This window comes from Streptomyces sp. NPDC031265 (assembly GCF_055570295.1).
In genome coordinates this window covers 236,262-254,181 of record NZ_JBVIHM010000006.1, presented here as the reverse complement: position 1 = coordinate 254,181, position 17,920 = coordinate 236,262, and the positions used below count along the sequence as shown (strand labels likewise).

Genomic DNA, 17,920 nt, shown 5'->3' with positions numbered 1-17,920 from the left:
CCTCCTGGCAGCTCCGCTGGCCTGGGTGAGGGATCCCCCCCCCCCCCCCCGCCCCAAACCCCCTCTCCCCCCCCCCCGGGCGGCGCCCCGGGCAGAGGTCTTGGGTCCGTTTTACGGGCCTCCGGGGCGGTCAGCCGCCGTACGCGGCCTTGGGCGGGCGGCGCAGCCGGGGCTCCGGGCGCGCGGCGCCAGAGGCGCACGGCTCGAACCCGAAGGGCGCCAGCAACTCGGCCTGGAAGGACGCGGGAGCCGTGGCGTAGGCCGGCAGGGACGCCTCGTCCACTATGCGCAGGACCGGGTCCAGGACGACTTCGAGGGCCGCCGGGTGGGCGGTCGGGGCGATGCCGACGGCCGCGAGCAGCCAGTGGTCCTCCTCGCCCGGTATCCGTCCGTCGTGGTCGCGCGCGGGCATCAGGGTCGGCCGGAGCCCGTGCAGTCGCAGCAGGGCTCTGTGCTCCTCCTCGTCGATGGAGACACCCGGCGGGATCCACACCGCAGCCGCCTCGGGCGCTCCGGAGCCCGACTCGGCCACCCACACCTTGCCGGTCTCCAGACCGAAATGCGCGAGGATGAGCCGGAGTTGGGCCTGTGAGGCCGAGACGAGAGCGGCGGTCTCGGGCGGCAGCCCGTGGTCGCCGGAGAGCAAGCGCACTATCGCGTTCACATCCTGGAGGGACGCACGCCGAGCGCTGACCCTGTGCGCAAAAGTGAGGGCCATAAGCCGTGCCTTTCGCTGTGGTGCGTGAGGACGACAGTGGCCTCACGCACCTCTTTGGCTTCTCTTTACCGAGGCTACCCGCCCAAGGGTAAGGGCATCGTATGAATCGGGGACCCCTCAGCCGACCGGGAATTGTGCGCCGAAGGAGGCGCCCGGGGCGTGCGGCGGCACCTGGGCGCCGTCGCTGCTCGCCGCGAATCCGTCGAGCCGGGTCGGCCTGCCCGGTCCGCACGTGCGGTCGGCCCCGGTCCGACCGGCGGCGACCTGCGGCGACGGACTCCCGGACGGGCGCCGGCGCCACTCCTGCGCCACTCATAACGCCAGCCTTAACGCCACTTCTGGCGTCATTCATCACTTCGGGGGCTTGATGTAGCGCCAAGATGGTGCCACTCTGGCGTCATGGACCTTACCCCCTACGTCGACAACCTCCGCCACGAGCTCGCGGTCGCCGCGGATGCCGGCGGGGACGAAGCCCGCGCGCTGGCGGAGCGGCTGACCACCCCGCTGGAGTCGGCCGTCAGGCTCACGCTGCTCAACGCGCTGTCCGCGGCCACGGACGAGATCACCCGGGATCTGGCGCCGGGCTCGGTCGACGTGCGGCTGCGCGGGCTCGACCCCGAGTTCGTGGTCACCGCGCCGCCGGGCCTGGAGGCGTACGAGCAGGTCGAGCAGCGGGAAAGCGCGCCGAGCGGGGGGCGAGTGCCCGTGGCGGTCCCGGCCGACGGCGCCGACGGCGGTACCGCTCGGATCAACTTCCGTCTGCCCGCCCACCTCAAGACACGCGTCGAGGACGCCGCCGGCCGGGAGAGCCTCTCGGTCAACGCCTGGCTGGTCCGGGCCGTGGCCACCGCCCTGGAGCCCGGCGACGGCGGCCCCGCCCCCACTCGCAGCCGCCACCGGGGCGGCCAGGGCTTCACCGGCTGGGTGCGCTAGGGCCCGCCCGGAGATCCGGTCGGCTTCGGCCCTGGACGCCTTTCGGTGCGAGCAGGCCGAAACCACTTCACCCTTCACCCGCCCGACCGGCGGGACCACACACCAGAGCCAAGAAGACGGGACAGCCATGCCGCACTTCGACACGCCCCAACCGATCTCCGTCATCCTCGAATTCGACATCGGCTCGGCCCTGATCACCGCGGGCAAGCGCACGGACACGGTCGTGGAGGTGCTCCCCCGCGACGGCGCCGCCGAGGCCGACGTACGGACGGCGCAGCAGACGCAGGTGACCTATGCGGGCGGCAAGCTGGTGGTCAAGGGACCCAAGAAGCGCTCCCTGTTCAGCCGTAGCGGATCGCTCGACATCAGCATCGAGCTCCCCGCCGGTTCCCGGCTCCAAGGGACCGCGCCGCTGGGAGACTTCGTCACCGAGGGGCTGCTCGGGGACTGCACCCTCAAGACCTCGGCCGGTGACATCCAGGTCGAGCACGCGGCGGCCGTCCACCTGAAGACCGCCCACGGCGACATCCGGCTGGGCAGCGCGAGCGGGGACGTCGAGGTCGCCGGTTCGGGCCGGGTGGAGATCGGCGAGGTCGCGGGCACCGCCACGGTGAAGAACGTCAACGGCGAGACCACGATCGGCGAAGTCACCGGCGACGTACGGGCGAACGCGTCCAACGGCCGTATCTCGCTCGGCGTCGCCCACGCCGGAGTCGACGCCAAGTCCGTGAACGGCGGCATCCGGGTCGCCGACGTCAGGCGCGGCCAGATCGTGCTCATGTCGGCCATAGGAGATCTGGAGGTCGGGATCCGGGAGTCCACGGCCGCGTGGCTCGACGTGAACACCAGGATGGGAATCGTTCGCAACTCCCTCGGCACGGCCGACGGCCCCGGCTCGGAGGACCACACGGTCGAGGTGCGCGCGCGGACCGGCCTCGGCGACATCGTGATCCGGCGCGCCTGACCGCCCGTCGGCCTCGACGTCCTGGAGGGCGCGGCCGTGGAGGCCGAGGCCCTGCCGACGGGCGCTGGTTCCGATGGGTACGAGCCGGGGGACGCCGACTGGCATGGCCGTCGGTCGCGCCCTCAGAGGCTGTGGGCGACCGGGTGAAGGGGTTGGTAGAAGGCGAGCTCGGCCCCGCTGGGCAGGCGGACCGCCGCGATGCGGCCCCAGGGCTGGTCGGTGACCGGCCGCGTCAACTCGACCCCCTTGGCCGCGAACTCCTCCACCTGGGCGGTGATGTCGTCGCACATCAGATACAGCTCGTGCTTGGGCTCACCCGTGGTGGGGTGGACGGCCAGTTCGGTCGGCGGGAGCCGGAAGATGAGCCAGCCCTGGCCCGCGTCCACCCCGGGGAAGCCGAGCACGTCCCGGATGAAGGCCCGGTCGGCCTCGGCGTCCGTGCTGTAGAAGATGGCGTGCGCGCCACTGAACATGCTGCCCTCGCTTAGTCGTTCCGTCCGCACCGGCTGGTCCCCGGCATCCTCGCAGCCGGGCCGCGGGCCCCTCGTCGACACGCGCGACCCGGCCGCAACGTACCCGGTCCGGATGCGGCGGGAGTCGAGCGCCGCTGGAGCGCGCGGACGCCGGATGCGTTTGCCGAAGGCCGTGCGCGCGGGGCGCGCACGGAGCCTGAGTACGGGTTACGACTGAACGGCCGCCGCCCCGCCGGGCTTTCGGCCCCGTACGGCCCAGGCGCGGGCGATGAGGGCGATCGAGCCGTCCGGCCGTGTCGGTACGGCCTGGCGCAGCGCGGTACGAAGCCGGTCACGGGCGGGTGGCGCGAGTGCTGCCACGTAGCCGGGGGCCGGGCCCTGCCCGCTGAGGAAGGGCTCCCACAGATCCGCGAAGCCGGTGAAGACGGTGTCCACCTCGATCTCGGCGACGGCCACGTCGACAAGGCCCGCGCCGGTCCACAGGCCCCGCAGCGGACCCGGGCGGCACTGCGGGAACCGGCGGCCCTCGTGCAGCACGGCGGCCGCCGGGTCCAGGGCGACGGCGGCGTCCCAGAAGTGGCGCAGGAGGTGCATCCCCTCCGCGTAGTCCCATACGTACGCCGCCACCGTCGCGCCGGGCCGTACGACCCGTACCGCCTCGGCGAGCGCGGAGCCGGGTGCGGGCAGGAAGTTGAGCACGAGCCCGCTGACCACGACGTCGCAGGAGGCGTCCGGCACCGGCAGCGCACGGGCGTCCGCCACGGCGAACCATGCCCGGTCGGCGGCCTTGGGTGCCTGGGCTGCGGCGAACCGCTCGTGTGCCTCGGTGGCGGCCTCCCGTGCCGAGGCCGCGAACCCGGCGGACCGGTCCACGCCGAGCAGCGCGGCCGGTCCGCACCGAGCCGCCACGGTCGTGGTCAGGGCGCCGGTGCCGCAGCCCACGTCCAGCCACCGCAGCCCGTCCGCGCAGCCCAGCCACGTCACGAACCGCTCGGCGACCGTGCGGCTCCAGCGGCCCATGTACCGCTCGTAGGCGGTCCCGGCCGCCCAGACGTCGAAGCGCCCGTCCCGCGCGATGCGCTCGGCCTGCCCGCCTGCCGTGTCCATGTATTCACGATCCCGGACTCGGCCTGGCGGCGCGAGGCCGCCGCCTTCAGCCGCCCTCGGGGCGGCGTTTGCGTTCTTTCGCCGCTGCGGCGCGCGCCATTTCCTGCTCCCACAGGCGGGAGAGCTCCTGGGCCTGTTCGTTCAGCTCGATCGGCTCGTCCTCCTCCTTCCAGAGCCCCTGTTCCTTGAGCCGGCGCACCTGGATGTCGACGGGCGGCTCCGGGTCGTAGTCGGAGGGGCGCGGGCCCTCGGGCCCATCGGGGCCGATCCGGACGAGCCTTTCGACGCGGGTCACCCGGAAGCGCCGCTCGGCGACGCTCAGCGCGTTGCGGCGCTTGTCGTCGAGCCGGTCGGCCGCCTCCGCGTACACCGCGCGGGTGGCCTCGTCCGTCTTGAGCGTGAACGGCGCCATCACCCGCAGCCAGCCCGCCAGGGAGTCCCTGGCGCCCTGGGGCGTCGTGTACGCCGCCCCGGGGTCGTGGGCCCGCCACTTCCCGTCCTCCCGCTCGGAGACCATGAAGACGGCGGGCAGCAGCACCCCGCCGGGGTACCACTCGGCGGCCCGCCACGCATCGTCCGTGACCTCGCGGGGCGCGCCGGGGGTGGAGCCGACGAAGCGCACCAGGTCCAGCTTGACGATGCCGTCGGCCAGGCCGGTTCCGGTGTACGGGTCGATCACGAGGCCCTTGGTCCGCGAGGGCACCTGGTGCGACTCGCCCACCTCGCCCGGGTCCGGGTCCGACTGGCGCGGCGGCTCCGGCCCACTGGCCCCCATCCGGATGAAGCGCGAGGCCCGGACGATCCGGAACCGCTCCCCCAGGACACGCAGGTCGTCGACGACCTCCCGGTCCATGCGCGCGGCCGCCGCCAGCCACTTGCGCCCGGCCTTGTCCTGGCCGGCGCCCGAGGCTTCCTGCGCCCGCCTGCGGAAGCGCGAGCCCAGCGCGTCCCGGGCGCCCTGCGGAGTGTCGCTGCTGCACTCGGGCAGCTCCCAGCCGCCCGTCTCGCACTCTCTGGCGTGGAAGAACTCCGGAATCCCCACCCCCAGGATCTCCGGGTACCGCTTCCGTGCCTGCCACGCCTCCTGCTCGGCGAACGCGGCGATCGGGCCTTCCTGCGGCGTCACACGGAACGTCAGAAAGGCCGGCACCTTGTCCTCGTAACCGCTCATGTACCGACTGTGCCCGACCCCGGGACTGCGGTGTGGGGCGATGCGTGAAATCAACTCATTGCGGGTGACGGAGAGTTGATCCGCGGAAGCGTACGGGTGCCCGGTCGGGCGTGCGGGGCGCGGGGACCGGCGTACCGTGGAATCAAGATCGGGCCGTCACGCCGTGGGCAGGTGCACATGAGTGATGCGTGGGCGAGCTGGGAGCGCCGCGAGAGCGGGACGGCGGGGGCCCGTGGGAGTGCGCTGCTGCTGCCCGGCGGGATGTGCCGGGCGGGGCAGTACGACGAACTGATGGCCGAGCCCGCGCTGGCCGGGGTGCGGCTGGTGGCGGTGACGCTGCCGGGGCACGGCGGTACACCCGCGCCCCGCGACACCAGCGTCGAGAACTACGCCCGGCTCGCGGGCGAGTGCGCCGCCGAACTCGGGTGCGATGTGGTGGTGGGGCACAGCATGGGCGCCAACGTCGCGCTGGAGATGGCGGGATCAGGTGTGTTCCCGGGACCGGTGATCCTGCTCGCGCCCAGTTTCTCGCGCCAGGACGAGGCGGTGTTCCTGCGGGCGCTCGACCGGCTCGCGCGAGTGCTCGGGCACCTGCCGTACAGCGCGATGCTGAAGCTGGTCGGCGGCATGGCCAGGCAGAGCCCGCTGCCCCCGGACCGCGTCGCCTCGCTCATCGCGGACCTGCGCCGGAACGACCCGAGCGCCGTGCGCCGCACGGTCCACGACTACCTCCGGTACCTGGACCGCCACGGCACGGTGGCACCACGTCTGTGCCAGGCCGGGGTGCCCGCCTGGGTGGTCCACGGCGAGAGCGGGGACGGCGGGGTGTCCGACGCCGAGCGGCGCACGCTGGAGGCGTGCCCGCGGGTCAGCGTGGTCACCATTCCCGGACCGAGCTTCTTCACTCCGAACGAGGAGCCCGCCCTCGTGGCGAAGCTCGTCGTGGAGGCGCTGGCGAAGTCCCGGTGACGAGGACCCACCGCTGAATCCCCGCCCGTGAGGCCCCGTACAGCCGGGCCCGCCCCGCCCCGCAGGCCACCCGCGTCACTCAGCGTCACAATGGAACCGTGGAGTGGTTCGTCGCACCCGACTACTGGCTGAGCCGGCTGGTCTTCCAGCGGGCGCTCGCCGCTGTCTACCTCGTCGCGTTCCTGGGCGCGGCCGTGCAGTTCCGGGCGCTGATCGGCGAGCGCGGCATGCTCCCGGTCCCCTGGTACGTCGAGCGGGTGCCGTTCCGCCGGGCGCCGAGCGTCTTCCACTTCCGCTACTCGGACCGGTTCTTCGCCGGCTGGGCCTGGGCAGGGGTCCTGGTCTCGGCGGGACTGCTGGCCGGGGTCGACGCCAGGGTGCCGCTGTGGGGCGCGATGCTGCTGTGGCTGCTGCCCTGGGCGCTGTACCTGTCGATCGTGAACGTGGGCCAGACCTGGTGGTCCTTCGGCTGGGAGTCACTGCTCCTGGAGGTCGGGTTCCTCGCGGTGCTCCTGGGCAACGACGAGGTGGCGCCGCCCATCGTCGTGCTGTTCCTGATGCGCTGGGTGCTGTTCCGCGTCGAGTTCGGTGCAGGGCTCATCAAGATGCGCGGCGACGAGTGCTGGCGCAAGCTGACCTGCCTCGACTACCACCATGAGACACAGCCCATGCCGGGCCCGCTGAGCTGGTTCTTCCACCATCTGCCCCGGCCCTTCCACCGCGTGGAGGTCGCCGCCAACCACGTCACGCAACTGGCGGTCCCGGTCCTGCTGTTCACCCCGCAGCCCGTCGCCACGGCGGCCGCCTCGCTGATGATCCTCACCCAGCTGTGGCTGATCCTGTCGGGCAACTTCTCCTGGCTGAACTGGACGACGGTCGCCCTCGCCGTCACCGCCGTCGACTTCTCCCCGGCCGCCGGCACCCGGCACTTCGCGGCCACCCCGCTCTGGTACGAGGTCGTGGTCCTCGCCGTCGCCGCGTTCCTGCTCGCCCTGAGCTACCGCCCCGCGCGCAACCTGCTCTCGCGCCGCCAGATCATGAACTACTCCTTCGATCCGCTGCACCTGGTCAACACGTACGGCGCGTTCGGCAGCGTCAGCCGGCTGCGGCTCGAAGTCGTCATCGAGGGCACGGCGGACCCGCTCCCGCTCGCCGACTCCGACTGGCGGGAGTACGAGTTCAAGGGCAAGCCCGGGGATCTGCGGCACTGGCCGCGCCAGTTCGCGCCGTACCATCTGCGGCTCGACTGGCTGATGTGGTTCGCCGGTCTCTCCCCGGGCTACGCGCGGCCGTGGTTCGGGCCCCTGGTGGAGCGCCTCCTGGACAACGACCCCGACACGCTGCGCCTGCTCAGGCGCTCCCCGTTCCCGCCCGACAGCCCGCCCCGTTACATCCGCGCCCGGCTGTTCCGCTACCAGTACACGACGTGGCGCGAGCTGCGGGCGACGGGGGCGTGCTGGAAGCGGACGTACGTACGCGACTTCCTGCCGCCCACACGGCTTGGGACGAGCGACCGCACCGGATAGGAACGGCGGGCGGGAACGGGCTGCCGGGCGAGGGGAGCGAGGCCTGGATCAGGCCTGGCAGATGCCGCGCTCGTAGTCGAACGTGGCGGTCGCCTGCGAGTACTTCCACTGCGGGGCGAGCAGCTTCGCCTTCAGCTGGGCGGCGGCTTCGGGGCTCTCCACCACGTATCCGAAGTCCTGCAGCCACGAGGGGTACAGGTTCTTGGAGCCGATGTAGAAGGCCGAGTCGTCGACGGAGACCAGCTTGTGGTGCTGGGCGTACGGGTGGCCGTCGGCCCACTTCGGGCTGTCCGAGCTGCGGAAGGTGGCCAGCTGGAGGCTGGAGCACATCTTGGCGCGGGCGGCGCCCTTGTCGCCGGTCAGCAGGGCGAGGCGGTCGCGCAGGGTGTCGCTGACCTCGGAGAGCGACTTGATCTGCGAGTAGCCGCCGCTGCCGACCGCGCCGCGGTTGGCGGGGTCGCTGACGACGATCCGCACCTTGACCCCGGCGGCCATCTTCGCGGCGAGCGCGTCGTAGAGCCGGATGTCGTAGCGCGGCAGCGGCGGGCAGGTGGCGTTGAGGTCCTGCTGGGAGATCTCGATGTGGTCGCGCGCGCTGGCGACGAGCGCGCGCAGGGCGCTCTCCTCCGGGTTGACCGTGTCGTAGTCGCGGTCGGCGTTGGTGTTGTCGTGCAGCCCGACGACGCACTTGGTGTCGGCGGCGGTGGGCAGCGTCGGGCGGAACGCCGAGGCCGGGTCGTTGTTCTTGATGCCGACGCCGAGACCGCCCACGGCGATCACGGGGACGTTGCCGTCGGCCGGGGCCGGGCCGGAGGCTTCCTGCGCGAGCGACGGCATACAGCCGGCGCCGTTGGAGGAGGCGAACCAGACGCTGGCGATGTTGGACTTGTTCTGGCAGGTCCAGGCCCACAGTGTGTCGAGGTACTTGCCCGCGGAACCGGCGGCCGGTCCCGTCAGCGCGAGGTCGACGTCCGACACCGGGTGGGCGGTGTCGAGGTAGTCGTCCTTCCAGCCGTTGATGCCGCCGGTGACGGCCGACCGGTTGTCGACGACCAGCAGCTTGGAGTGGTTCCACGAGAACGCGGTCTTCGAGGTGGTCATCGACGCCACGTTGAGGGTGACGTTCTTCGCCGCCTCGCCCAGCCTGCCGACCAGTTCGTCGCGGTACTTCGACGGGACCACGTTGAGGTGGTAGATCGGCGCGGCGCCGACGAGGACGCGGACCTTGAGCTTGTTCCCGGCGGCGGCCGAGGCCTTGAGGCCCTCGACGATCGCGTCCTCGAACGCCCCGTTGGGGAACGGCGCGAGCGTGGATATGTCGACCGTGCTCCTGGCCTTGGAGATGTTCTCGGTCATCTTGGCGAGCAGCCGCTTCGTCCCGGGCCGCTCGGCGCACTTGTCGTCGCCCCAGCAGCCGGGGGTCTGGAGCAGCCAGTCCGAGGGGTCGGCGCCCGAGGCGTCGAGCCGGTTGCCCGCGGTGCGCTCCCAGACGGTGCCCTCCAGGCCCGGCGAGACCTGACGCAGGGCCTGTTCGACCGCGTCGAGGTGCGCGGTCGCGCCCGGGCCGGGCGGGGTGTCTCCGGAGTCCGCGAGCGCCGGGGCGGCGGGCAGGACCGCGAGCACGGTGGAGCAGGCCACCAGGTGACCGGCGAGGCGGGTGCGGCGGCGAAGCTGACGGTGAGCCAATTCTTTTCGCATTCTGGTCGGGGAGGGCGTTCACGAACGCCCGCGCGGGGTGGGCGAGTCGGAACACCGGGACCGCCCACCAAGATCAACTCACCGAGGTTACCAATCGGTCGGAAGCGGTCGGACCCGACCGGGACGCGGGGAGCCCCCGATGGCCGAGAACCGCTGGTCGACGAACGGCCCGGCGCCCGCGCCGCGACTCGCCCGGCCCGCGGAGACCCGGCCGCGGGCCGGCGTCGACTTCGAGTGATCCGACTTCGAGTGATCCGGCCTTCAGCGGTCCCACCGTCGTCGCCGCCACGGGCATATCGTCGCGCCCGTACCCGTCCCGGCTGACTTCGGCGAGGCCGCTTTGAGGAAGATCATCCTGATGATGTCCGTGTCCCTGGACGGATTCATCGAGGGACCGGAGCGCCAGATCGACTGGCATCGGGTCGACGACGAGCTGCACCGCCACTTCAACGACGAGCTCCGGTCGATGGGCGGCTTCCTCGAAGGCCGTGTCACGTACGAGCTGATGGCCGGGGTCTGGCCGACCGCCGACGCCGATCCGGCGAGCACCGCGCCGATGAGGGAGTTCGCCCGGATCTGGCTGGACATGCCGAAGTTCGTGTTCTCGCGGACGCTGGAGCGGGCCGACTGGAACACCACGATCGTGCGGGACGTCGTCCCCGAGGAGATCCGGGCGCTCAAGGCCCAGCCGGGCGGCGACCTGGTGCTGGGCGGCCCCGACCTCGCCGCGACCTTCCTGCGCCACGACCTGGTGGACGAGTTCCGGGTGTACGTCCACCCCGTCCTCATCGGGCGGGGCAAGCCCCTGTTCCCGTCCTCCGACGCGGTGGTTCCGCTCCGGCTCACCGAGAGCCGGGCGTTCGGCAACGGAGTCGTCCTGCTCCGTTACGAGCGGGCCGCCTGAGCATCCCGTCCCGGTCGCCGGGGCCCGGGACACCGGCCAGGACGATTCAGGCCTCAGGCCCGCCCTTTGCGGCCCTGCTCACGCTTCCGCGGGGCGGCCGCCCGGGGCGGGTGGGAGTCGAGTTCATGGAGCTGTACGCGGTGCAGCAGGTCGGCGAGATCGGCGCCCGGCCGGCGCGCTTCGGCGCGCAGGGCGTCACAGCCAGGACAGCCGTACTGCATCGCGCTCTGTCCTCTCCCAGGGGCCTGCCGGATGCGGCAACTCCATCACGCCGCCCCCGCTCCAGCAGCGCACCGAAACGATTCATCACTCCGATGGCCGGTCCTGCTCCTGCGCTCCCCGCGCCCGGCGCGTCGTTCAGGGACGGAGTCCGCGCGGTACCGCGAAGTCGGTGAGCAGGGCGGCGCCGGGCGCGAGGTCCGACCAGCAGCCGCGCCAGGTGAGCACGGCGATGGCCGAGGTGGGGAACTTGCTCCCGGCCCGGTCCAGGCTCTCGCCGAGGGCCTCCCCGGTGAGCAGCAGGGTCAGGTCCTGGACGCCGGGGTTGTGGCCGACCAGGAGCAACGTCTCGATGTCGGCGGGCCCTTCGCGCACGGCGTCGAGGAGGCCGCGGGCGTCGGCAGCGTAGAGCCGCGGGTCGTGGCGGACTGGGGGCGGGCTGCCCAGCTCGGCCGCCGCGAGCTCCCAGGTCTCGCGGGCGCGGCGGGCGGTGGAGCACAGGACGAGGTCGGGCAGGCAGTCGGCCGCGCTCAGCCACCGCCCGGCGGCCGGTGCGTCGCGCAGCCCGCGCCGCCCGAGCGGCCGGGCGTGGTCGGCCACGCCCTCGGGCCACGCCGACTTGGCGTGGCGCAGGACCACCAGCCGCCGCAGCGGGCTCATGTCCGCGCCCCGTCGGCGGGCGCCTTGCCGATCTCGCGGGTCAGCTCCAGGCCGAGGACGCGGTCGAGCCGGGCGAACGTCTCGAACTTGGCGCCCGCCGGTACGTCGGCGTCCGCCGCCAGTTCGCGCAGGATCCGCAGCACGGCGGCGGTGTCGAGGCTGTCCTCCAGCCCGTCGCGGGCCGTGCGCTCCAGGTCGGCCCGGAGCGGCTTGGACGGCTCCTCGGCCCACCCGGCGACGGCCCGCCGCCACTCGGCGAGGAGCCGTTCGGCGCCCTCGACGGCTTCGGCCGTGACCGCGACGGGCTCGTGGTACGGACGGTCGAGCAGCAGCAGGCGTACGGCGAGCGCGCGCCCCTCCAGGTCCGTGCTCCCGCTCGCGCGCGCCTCCGCGATCCGTATGAAGGCGCCGCCCCCGCCCTCGTACGCCCGGCTGGTGAGCTGTACGGCCGATGGGCCGCCCAGGGCTTCGGCGATCTCCTCCGGGGAGCCCTCGGCGTCGGCGGGGTGGACGCCGGCGGCGACGGCGTCGGGGACGCGCGGTCCCGTCCGCCCCGTCAGGACGGCCCGGCCGCGCAGTTCGACGACGCGCGCGAGCACGTCGGCGGCCAGGAGCACCCGCAGCCCGGTGAGGTCGCCCGGACCGCCGGCCTCCGGCACATGCGCACAGATCCGCAGCGGCCCCCGGCCGACGAGATGATCAACGATTCGCAGCACACCACCGAGCCTAGGCGTTCACCCGCTCAGTGGGAGGGACTAGTGCCACCGCGCGCGCCACGTGCCCGAAAACGATCGCATCAGCGGCGTCTCGTGCGTACGGGGCGGGCGACGGGCGGCCGGGGGTGGGCGGAGCTCACCGGGGCGTGCCTCCGTAGCGGCGCTGGGAGCGCTCCACGCGGCCGGCGGTGTCCAGGACGCGCACGGTGCCGGTGCAGAAGGGGTGGCTCGCGGGGAGATCTCCACGTCGATGACGGGGTAGGTGCGGCCGTCGTCCCACTCGACGTCCGCGCCCGAGACCCGGCGCCGGCTCCAGGCGGCCGCCCCCGCCTCGGTCGCCGTGGAACCCACCGAGAACTTCGAGGTCCAGATGAACCCGGACTTCCTCGCGCGCACCCGGGTTTGCGGCCCATGGAGATCGAGCCGGACGGTGAGGTGCGCGGGATGCCGATCTACGAGGGCACGGTGGGCAGCCTGCTCACCGAGGACCCGTTGGCCCTGTGGCGGCGGTCGCGGGCGCGCTGGGACGACCCGTCCGTCGGCGACTGCCTCAACGCCGTGCGCACCCGCGCCGACTGGGCCGAGGCGGTGCGCCGCATCGAACTGCGGTTCGGCTCGCCCGAGGTGCGCGAGCGCATCGAGGCCCGCCCGGTCCAGCTGCCGTGGCCGGCCGACTGGCACGAGTGCCGCGGCCACGGCGGCTGCGCGGCTCAGCGGAAGTCGTCGGCGTGGTCGCCCGCCCAGACCCGGAACGTACGCGCGGCCTTCCCGGTGATCTCCTCCACCGTGCCGGTGACCAGGTCCGACCGCGACCGCTTCTCGGCGCTCGCCAGCAGGGCCTCCACGAGGGCGGGCGGGCGGCCGTCCGCGAGCATCTGCTCCCGGGCGATCTCCACGGGCACTTCCTCGAACCGTAGCGGGCGCCCGATCGCCTCGCCGATCGCCCGCACCTGCTCGGTTCTGCTCACGACCTCCGGGCCGGTCAGGACGTGCTTCACACCCGCCTGCCCCTGCCCGGTATCGGCCAGCACCCGTACTGCCACCGCCGCGACATCGCGCTCGTGGATCACGGCGGTGGGCGCGATGTCGGGGCCGCGCACCGCACCGGTGCTCCGGATCTGCGCGGCCCAGCCGAGCGCGTTGGAGGCGATCGTGTTCGACCGCAGGACGGCCCACTCCAGTGCGGATCCCTCGATCAAGGCCTCCATGTCGGCGTGGAGTTGGTTGATCGGATCGCTCTGTCGGTCAGCGTCCTCGCGCACGCCCGACGACGAGAGGTAGACGATCCGGCGCGCATGCCGTCCGATCGCCTCCAGGACGGCGGGCGCGCCCTCCGTGGTGAGGAACGGCCAGATCAGGAACACCGTGTCGATGCCCGTCAGTGCCGCCTCCAGTGAGTCCGGCTCCGCCAGGTCCCCCGTCGCGACCTCGGCGCCGTCCAGTGCCCCGGCCGCTTGCGGCCGACGCGCCAACGCCCGTACGCCGATGCCTTCGGCCACGAGTTGCGCGACCACCCGACGTCCCACATTGCCGGTCGCGCCGGTCACCAGAATCCTGTTCATGATCAGCTCAACCGGCCGGCATCCGGGATATTCCACGGCCTCCCGGGTCGATGTCGCACCCTCCCTCCCGTCGGGCCGTGGTCTCGGCGGTCGTCGCCGTGGTCGTGATCGACCGCCGGGAGCTGTGAGCCGTCCGGTTCAACGGGAGCCGTGCACCGTACGGTTCGGTGGTGCGCCCGTGGAACGGACGGTGTCAGACGACCGTGAAGCCGTGGCGGCCGCCGAGCCGGGTGAGCGAGTCACGGCCGGGGATCCCGTCCGCGTCCGGGCCCGAATAGCCGCACCGCCTCTGCCAGGCGGCGTACGCCGTCTTCGTCTTGGTGCCGAAGGAGCCGTCCACCCAGGTGGCGCCGAGCAGCCCCTCGGCTTGCAGGGCGCGTTCCATGACCAGGACCTCCGCCTTGTACGTGGTGCCGCCCTGGGGGAGGCCGGGGTCGCGCCTGGCCGCGGCGACCACATGGGCCAGCGAGACCCTCGCCTTCGGCGGAGCTCCGGTGAACTCGGGCCAGGAGCCGGGGTCCTGATGGGTGTTCTCCGGCACCTGCTGGTGTCCGTACCAGCCGCCCTGTGTCTCCCACACGTGCTCGTCGCGGTGCGAGGTGAAGTCGACCGGCCGCCCCATGGGCCAGGTGTCGGGCACGCCCCAGGAGCGCACCCAGGCGTCCAGCGTCGCCCAGCCGGCGCAGGGGGTGTCGACGAGGCGGGCGTAGACCTTGCCGCCGACCCGGCAGTACGGGAAGAAGTGCGACTCGATCTGGATGACCACCGTGCCCGCTCTGTTGGTCCGGGTGCCGCCGGATAAGTCGACCAGCGACTTGGAGCGCGAGTTCGCCGGGAAGAACTGGGTGAACGCGCCGGTGAAGGGCGACCAGAGCAGGTGGGGGGCGGACGGTCTGCCGTCGGGGTTGCGGCCGAACCAATCCTGCAGGTTCCCGTACGGCACCTGGTCCTGCGGGTTGGCGGCGGTGGCGTTCTTGTCCCAGGTGATGTGGGCGATCGCCTTGGCGGGGTAGGCGCTGTCGGTGGGGGCGTGGTCACCCACGTCGATTCGTTGTGCGCCGGGCAGCCAGAGGTCTGGCATCGGTGCCTCCAGAGCAGAGCCCCGGTCGTGCGGGGCCCGTGGGGGGGTGGGGGGGTGGGGGGAATGGGTGGGGGCCGGCTGATGACGTCGAAGCCGAAGGCCCCCACGGGCGCGTCCAGCCCGAGGTCTTCCGTGACTCTCCGTCGACCAGCCGGTGGTCGAGGCGAAGTTGGCCTGTCATGAACAGTGTTGCGCGCAACGACCCCGCCGAAACGATTCGACGGGCCTCCTTGACAAGGGCATTACCAGCCGCGTGCACATCGCCCGGCATGCGAACCCGCGCGGCCATCGCCCTGAGCCCGCGCATCAGGGTCGTCGACCATGGCTGAACCCACGTACCTGGACACCTCGAGGGAGTCGTACGACACCGTCGCCGTCGACTACCACGAGCTCCTGCGCGACTCGCTCGCAGGCAGCCCGCTGGACCGGGCGATGCTGGGCGCGTTCGCCGACCGCGTGCGGGCCGACGGCAACGGCCCGGTCGTCGAACTCGGCTGCGGCCCGGGCATGAGCCTGGGTGCTGACGGGGTGACGACACGTCAAGAGCGCCCGGGAGCAGGCGCCCTGCGGAAGAGCACCGCTCTCCCGCGACTTCGGCAACCCCCGCCCCACCCGCCTCAATCGTCGCTCTGTGCACGATCCGGCAAGGAGCGCGCACGGATCGTCAAGGACATCTCTAGTCGGCCCTCGTTGAATGAGGCACAAGCCGACCAGGAGGGGGCAGGCAGTTGAACACCCCATCGCAAGCAGACCACGGATCCGCCCACTCGGACACCTTCGTACGGGATCACCTACCACCCGGGCCGCTCCAGCCCGACCTGCTCCTCGGCATGCCCTCATTGCGCTTCCCCGCGCGGCTGAACTGCGCGTGGGAACTCCTGGAGGGGGGAGGTTCGTTGGACCGGGCACAGCGGACCGCCGTGCTGTCCCCGCAGGGCGTGCGCTGGACGTATGAGCAGCTCACCGCGGTCGTGGCGCGCGTCGTGCACGTCCTGACCGAGGACATGGGCCTGGTGCCGGGCAACCGGGTGCTGCTGCGCGGCGCCAACACACCGCTGCTGGCGGCGATCTGGCTCGCCGTGGTGCGGGCGGGCGGGGTGGTCGTGGCCACGGCGCCCACGCTGCGGGCCGAGGAGCTCACCCATGTGATCGACAAGGCCCGGGTCACGCACGCCCTGTGCGAGTCCGGCCTGCGGTCCGAGCTGGAGTCGACCGGGCGCATGCCCCGGACGATGTTCTTCCGTGGCGGGGCGGGCGCCGAGGCCGGTCTGGAACGGGCCATGGCGGAAAAGCCCGACTGGTCGCTCCCGGTCGACACCGCCGCGACCGACCCCTGCCTGATCGCCTTCACCTCCGGCGCCGCGGGGATGCCCAAGGCCACGGTGCACTCGCACCGCGATGTGATGGCCGCGTGCAACTCCTTCCCCCAGCACGTCCTGAGGGCCACCGGTGACGACCGCTTCATCGGCACCCCCTCGCTCGCGGACACCTACGGTCTGGGCGGACTACTCCTCTTCCCCCTGCACATCGGCGCCTCGACGGTGCTGCTCGACACCTCTTCTCCTCGCCAACTCGCCCGCGCCATCGGAGAGTTCCGTGCCACGGTCTGCTTCAGCGGGCCCGCCCGCTACCAGGCGATCTGCGCCGACACCACCCCCTACGACCTGGCCTCGCTGCGCGAGTGCGTCTCGTCCGGGGAGGCACTGCCGACCGAGACGCGCCGGAGATGGAAGCAGCGGACCGGCAACAGCGTGATCGACGGGCTCAGCTCCACCGAGATGCTCCACATCTTCGTCTCGATGCGCGGCGAGGAGGCCTGGTCCCGCCCCGGCGCGATCGGGCGGGCCGTCCCCGGCTATCTCACCGCGATCGTCGACGGCTCCGGGCGCCCCCTCCCGTACGGCCAGGTCGGCGCCCTCGCCGTCAAGGGGCCCACGGGCTGCCGCTACCTCGACGACGTACGCCAGCAGGACACCGTGCGCAACGGCTGGACCTTCACGGGCGACGCCTGCTGGGCCGACGAGTACGGCTTCCTCTACCACCACTCCCGTATGGACGACCCGCTCAGCGATTCCGGACTGCATCGCGGTAGTCACGCGGGCTGATCCCGTACGCCGCGCGGAAGGCGCGGCTGAAGTGGGACGGCTCGATGAAACCCCAGCGGGCGCCGATCGCGTACACCGGGCGGCGGCGCAGGGCCGGGTCGGCCAGGTCCCGGCGGCAGCACTCCAGCCGCCGGGCCCGGATCCACGCGGCGACCGTCGTACCGCGCGAGTCGAAGATCTGGTGGAGGTGGCGCAGGGATATCCGGTGTGCGGCGGCGACCGTCGCGGGCGAGAGGGAGGGGTCGCCCAGATGCCGGTTGATGAAGTCGCAGACCTCCACGCGCAGCGCCTGCTTGCGCGACTCCGGGGTCATCTCGTCCTCGACGGCCATACGGCGCCCCAGCACTGCGGCGAGCAGGTCCACCGTCACCGAGGCCAGGGCCGGGATGTCGGCGGGCGCGCACTCGTCGGCGCGGGCGTCGAGGTCGGCGAGCCAGCGCCCGAACACCCCGCCCATCCCCCGGTCCGCCGCGATCGGGATCGCGGTGACGCGCTGGACCACGTCCTGGGGCAGCGGCAGCCGGGTCCGGGGCAGTTGCACCACCGTCATCGACGAGAACTCGCCGTCGAACCCGCCCTCGAACGGGCGGCTGCTGTCCACCAGGACCAGCTCTCCGGCGCGCACGGCCGCCACCCGCCCGCTCTGCGCGGCGTGACCGCTGCCCGACCTGAGGACGTTGACCTGGTAGACCTCGGGGTCGTCCTGCCGTATCAGCTTGGGCGTACGGGTGATCTCCACGCTCGGGTACGTCAGCGTCGACACCCGCACATCGCCCAGGTCGAGGACGCTCAGCCGGGCGTGGAAGTCCTCGGCCCACTCGCTGCGCAGCCAGTTGCGCACATGGGACTGGGCGGCCAGCTCGGTCCACAGCGCGAACCGCTCGGCCGGCGGCACGACCGCGGTGGTGAACTCGCTCGTCAGACCCATCCCACACCCCCGTTGTGCCAGATGTCCGGTGCGGCGCGAGCATGGCACACGTGTTCGCCTAGCGTCGAGCACGTCCTCGGCCATCCACCGCCCTCACCTGCCGTGTCCCACCCGAATCCGGAACGCGTCGAAAATGCCGCGAAGAGCGTCGCGGCGGTCGTCCCACCTCGGCGCGGGCCAAATTCC

19 protein-coding genes and 1 pseudogene are annotated in these 17,920 nt (G+C 72.5%); 7 read left to right on the top strand and 13 right to left on the bottom strand.

The window, feature by feature from the left end; genetic code table 11:
- Positions 1–130: 130 nt before the first annotated feature.
- Positions 131–664, bottom strand: coding sequence for a hypothetical protein (locus ACZ499_RS12975; protein ID WP_385542262.1), 534 nt, complete (start codon positions 662–664; stop codon positions 131–133).
- Between the two features lie 453 nt (positions 665–1,117).
- Here ACZ499_RS12975 and ACZ499_RS12970 point away from each other — a divergent pair, with 453 nt between their 5' ends.
- Positions 1,118–1,651 carry a hypothetical protein gene (locus ACZ499_RS12970; RefSeq protein WP_468674478.1) on the top strand — a complete coding sequence of 178 codons (534 nt, stop codon included), beginning with the start codon at positions 1,118–1,120 and terminating at the stop codon, positions 1,649–1,651.
- 127 nt (positions 1,652–1,778) lie between these two features.
- Entirely contained in the window at positions 1,779–2,615 is an 837-nt protein-coding gene (locus tag ACZ499_RS12965; protein WP_468674476.1) for a DUF4097 family beta strand repeat-containing protein, read from the top strand.
- Positions 2,616–2,737: 122 nt separating this feature from the next.
- On the opposite strand, the gene ACZ499_RS12960 is transcribed toward ACZ499_RS12965, so the two are convergent.
- The 3 genes from ACZ499_RS12960 to ACZ499_RS12950 all read right to left on the bottom strand — a co-directional run bounded on the left by ACZ499_RS12960 (position 2,738) and on the right by ACZ499_RS12950 (position 5,366).
- Positions 2,738–3,088: a VOC family protein gene (locus ACZ499_RS12960; RefSeq protein ID WP_468404423.1), complete on the bottom strand. Its 351-nt coding sequence runs from the start codon at positions 3,086–3,088 to the stop codon at positions 2,738–2,740.
- A 207-nt stretch (positions 3,089–3,295) separates the two neighbouring features.
- Positions 3,296–4,195, bottom strand: coding sequence for a class I SAM-dependent methyltransferase (locus tag ACZ499_RS12955; RefSeq protein WP_468674474.1), 900 nt, complete (start codon positions 4,193–4,195; stop codon positions 3,296–3,298).
- A gap of 46 nt (positions 4,196–4,241) precedes the next feature.
- Positions 4,242–5,366 carry a DUF5954 family protein gene (locus ACZ499_RS12950; protein ID WP_468674472.1) on the bottom strand — a complete coding sequence of 375 codons (1,125 nt, stop codon included), beginning with the start codon at positions 5,364–5,366 and terminating at the stop codon, positions 4,242–4,244.
- Positions 5,367–5,543: 177 nt separating this feature from the next.
- Between ACZ499_RS12950 and ACZ499_RS12945 the strand changes: the two genes are divergently transcribed.
- Both ACZ499_RS12945 and ACZ499_RS12940 read left to right on the top strand, forming a co-directional pair.
- Positions 5,544–6,335: an alpha/beta fold hydrolase gene (locus ACZ499_RS12945; protein WP_468674470.1), complete on the top strand. Its 792-nt coding sequence runs from the start codon at positions 5,544–5,546 to the stop codon at positions 6,333–6,335.
- Positions 6,336–6,433: 98 nt separating this feature from the next.
- The gene (locus ACZ499_RS12940) at positions 6,434–7,861 is read left to right on the top strand and encodes a lipase maturation factor family protein (protein WP_468674468.1); all 1,428 of its coding nucleotides are present in this window, start codon (positions 6,434–6,436) and stop codon (positions 7,859–7,861) included.
- A gap of 48 nt (positions 7,862–7,909) precedes the next feature.
- Here the strand turns inward: ACZ499_RS12940 and ACZ499_RS12935 are convergent, their stop codons facing one another.
- Positions 7,910–9,547, bottom strand: coding sequence for a phospholipase D-like domain-containing protein (locus tag ACZ499_RS12935; protein WP_468674466.1), 1,638 nt, complete (start codon positions 9,545–9,547; stop codon positions 7,910–7,912).
- Positions 9,548–9,899: 352 nt separating this feature from the next.
- Between ACZ499_RS12935 and ACZ499_RS12930 the strand changes: the two genes are divergently transcribed.
- Positions 9,900–10,463 (top strand): dihydrofolate reductase family protein, encoded by a 564-nt coding sequence (locus ACZ499_RS12930; protein ID WP_468404438.1) that lies wholly within the window; start codon positions 9,900–9,902, stop codon positions 10,461–10,463.
- Between the two features lie 53 nt (positions 10,464–10,516).
- Here the strand turns inward: ACZ499_RS12930 and ACZ499_RS12925 are convergent, their stop codons facing one another.
- From ACZ499_RS12925 to ACZ499_RS12895, 7 genes and pseudogenes are all read right to left on the bottom strand, one after another.
- Complete coding sequence (locus tag ACZ499_RS12925; RefSeq protein ID WP_468674464.1) at positions 10,517–10,684, bottom strand: hypothetical protein; 168 nt, start codon at positions 10,682–10,684, stop codon at positions 10,517–10,519.
- Positions 10,685–10,820: 136 nt separating this feature from the next.
- Positions 10,821–11,342: a SixA phosphatase family protein gene (locus tag ACZ499_RS12920; RefSeq protein ID WP_468674462.1), complete on the bottom strand. Its 522-nt coding sequence runs from the start codon at positions 11,340–11,342 to the stop codon at positions 10,821–10,823.
- Positions 11,339–12,058 carry a hypothetical protein gene (locus ACZ499_RS12915; RefSeq protein ID WP_468674459.1) on the bottom strand — a complete coding sequence of 240 codons (720 nt, stop codon included), beginning with the start codon at positions 12,056–12,058 and terminating at the stop codon, positions 11,339–11,341. The genes ACZ499_RS12920 and ACZ499_RS12915 overlap by 4 nt, the downstream gene beginning before the upstream one ends.
- A 136-nt stretch (positions 12,059–12,194) precedes the next feature.
- A pseudogene (locus tag ACZ499_RS12910) lies at positions 12,195–12,409 on the bottom strand (50S ribosomal protein L31).
- 101 nt (positions 12,410–12,510) lie between these two features.
- Positions 12,511–12,696, bottom strand: a complete 186-nt coding sequence (locus ACZ499_RS12905) for a hypothetical protein (protein WP_468674457.1) — start codon at positions 12,694–12,696, stop codon at positions 12,511–12,513.
- Between the two features lie 72 nt (positions 12,697–12,768).
- Positions 12,769–13,620, bottom strand: a complete 852-nt coding sequence (locus tag ACZ499_RS12900; protein ID WP_468674455.1) for an NAD(P)H-binding protein — start codon at positions 13,618–13,620, stop codon at positions 12,769–12,771.
- A gap of 193 nt (positions 13,621–13,813) precedes the next feature.
- Positions 13,814–14,701, bottom strand: coding sequence for an endolysin (locus ACZ499_RS12895; protein ID WP_468674453.1), 888 nt, complete (start codon positions 14,699–14,701; stop codon positions 13,814–13,816).
- 321 nt (positions 14,702–15,022) lie between these two features.
- On the opposite strand from ACZ499_RS12895, the gene ACZ499_RS12890 reads away from it, so the two are divergent.
- Together ACZ499_RS12890 and ACZ499_RS12885 are read left to right on the top strand one after the other, a co-directional pair.
- The gene (locus ACZ499_RS12890) at positions 15,023–15,433 is read left to right on the top strand and encodes a hypothetical protein (RefSeq protein WP_468674452.1); all 411 of its coding nucleotides are present in this window, start codon (positions 15,023–15,025) and stop codon (positions 15,431–15,433) included.
- Positions 15,430–16,806: an AMP-binding protein gene (locus ACZ499_RS12885; protein ID WP_468674450.1), complete on the top strand. Its 1,377-nt coding sequence runs from the start codon at positions 15,430–15,432 to the stop codon at positions 16,804–16,806. The genes ACZ499_RS12890 and ACZ499_RS12885 overlap by 4 nt, the downstream gene beginning before the upstream one ends.
- On the opposite strand, the gene ACZ499_RS12880 is transcribed toward ACZ499_RS12885, so the two are convergent.
- Positions 16,766–17,734, bottom strand: coding sequence for an AraC-like ligand-binding domain-containing protein (locus ACZ499_RS12880; RefSeq protein WP_468674448.1), 969 nt, complete (start codon positions 17,732–17,734; stop codon positions 16,766–16,768). The genes ACZ499_RS12885 and ACZ499_RS12880 overlap by 41 nt on opposite strands.
- Between the last annotated feature and the right edge of the window lie 186 nt (positions 17,735–17,920).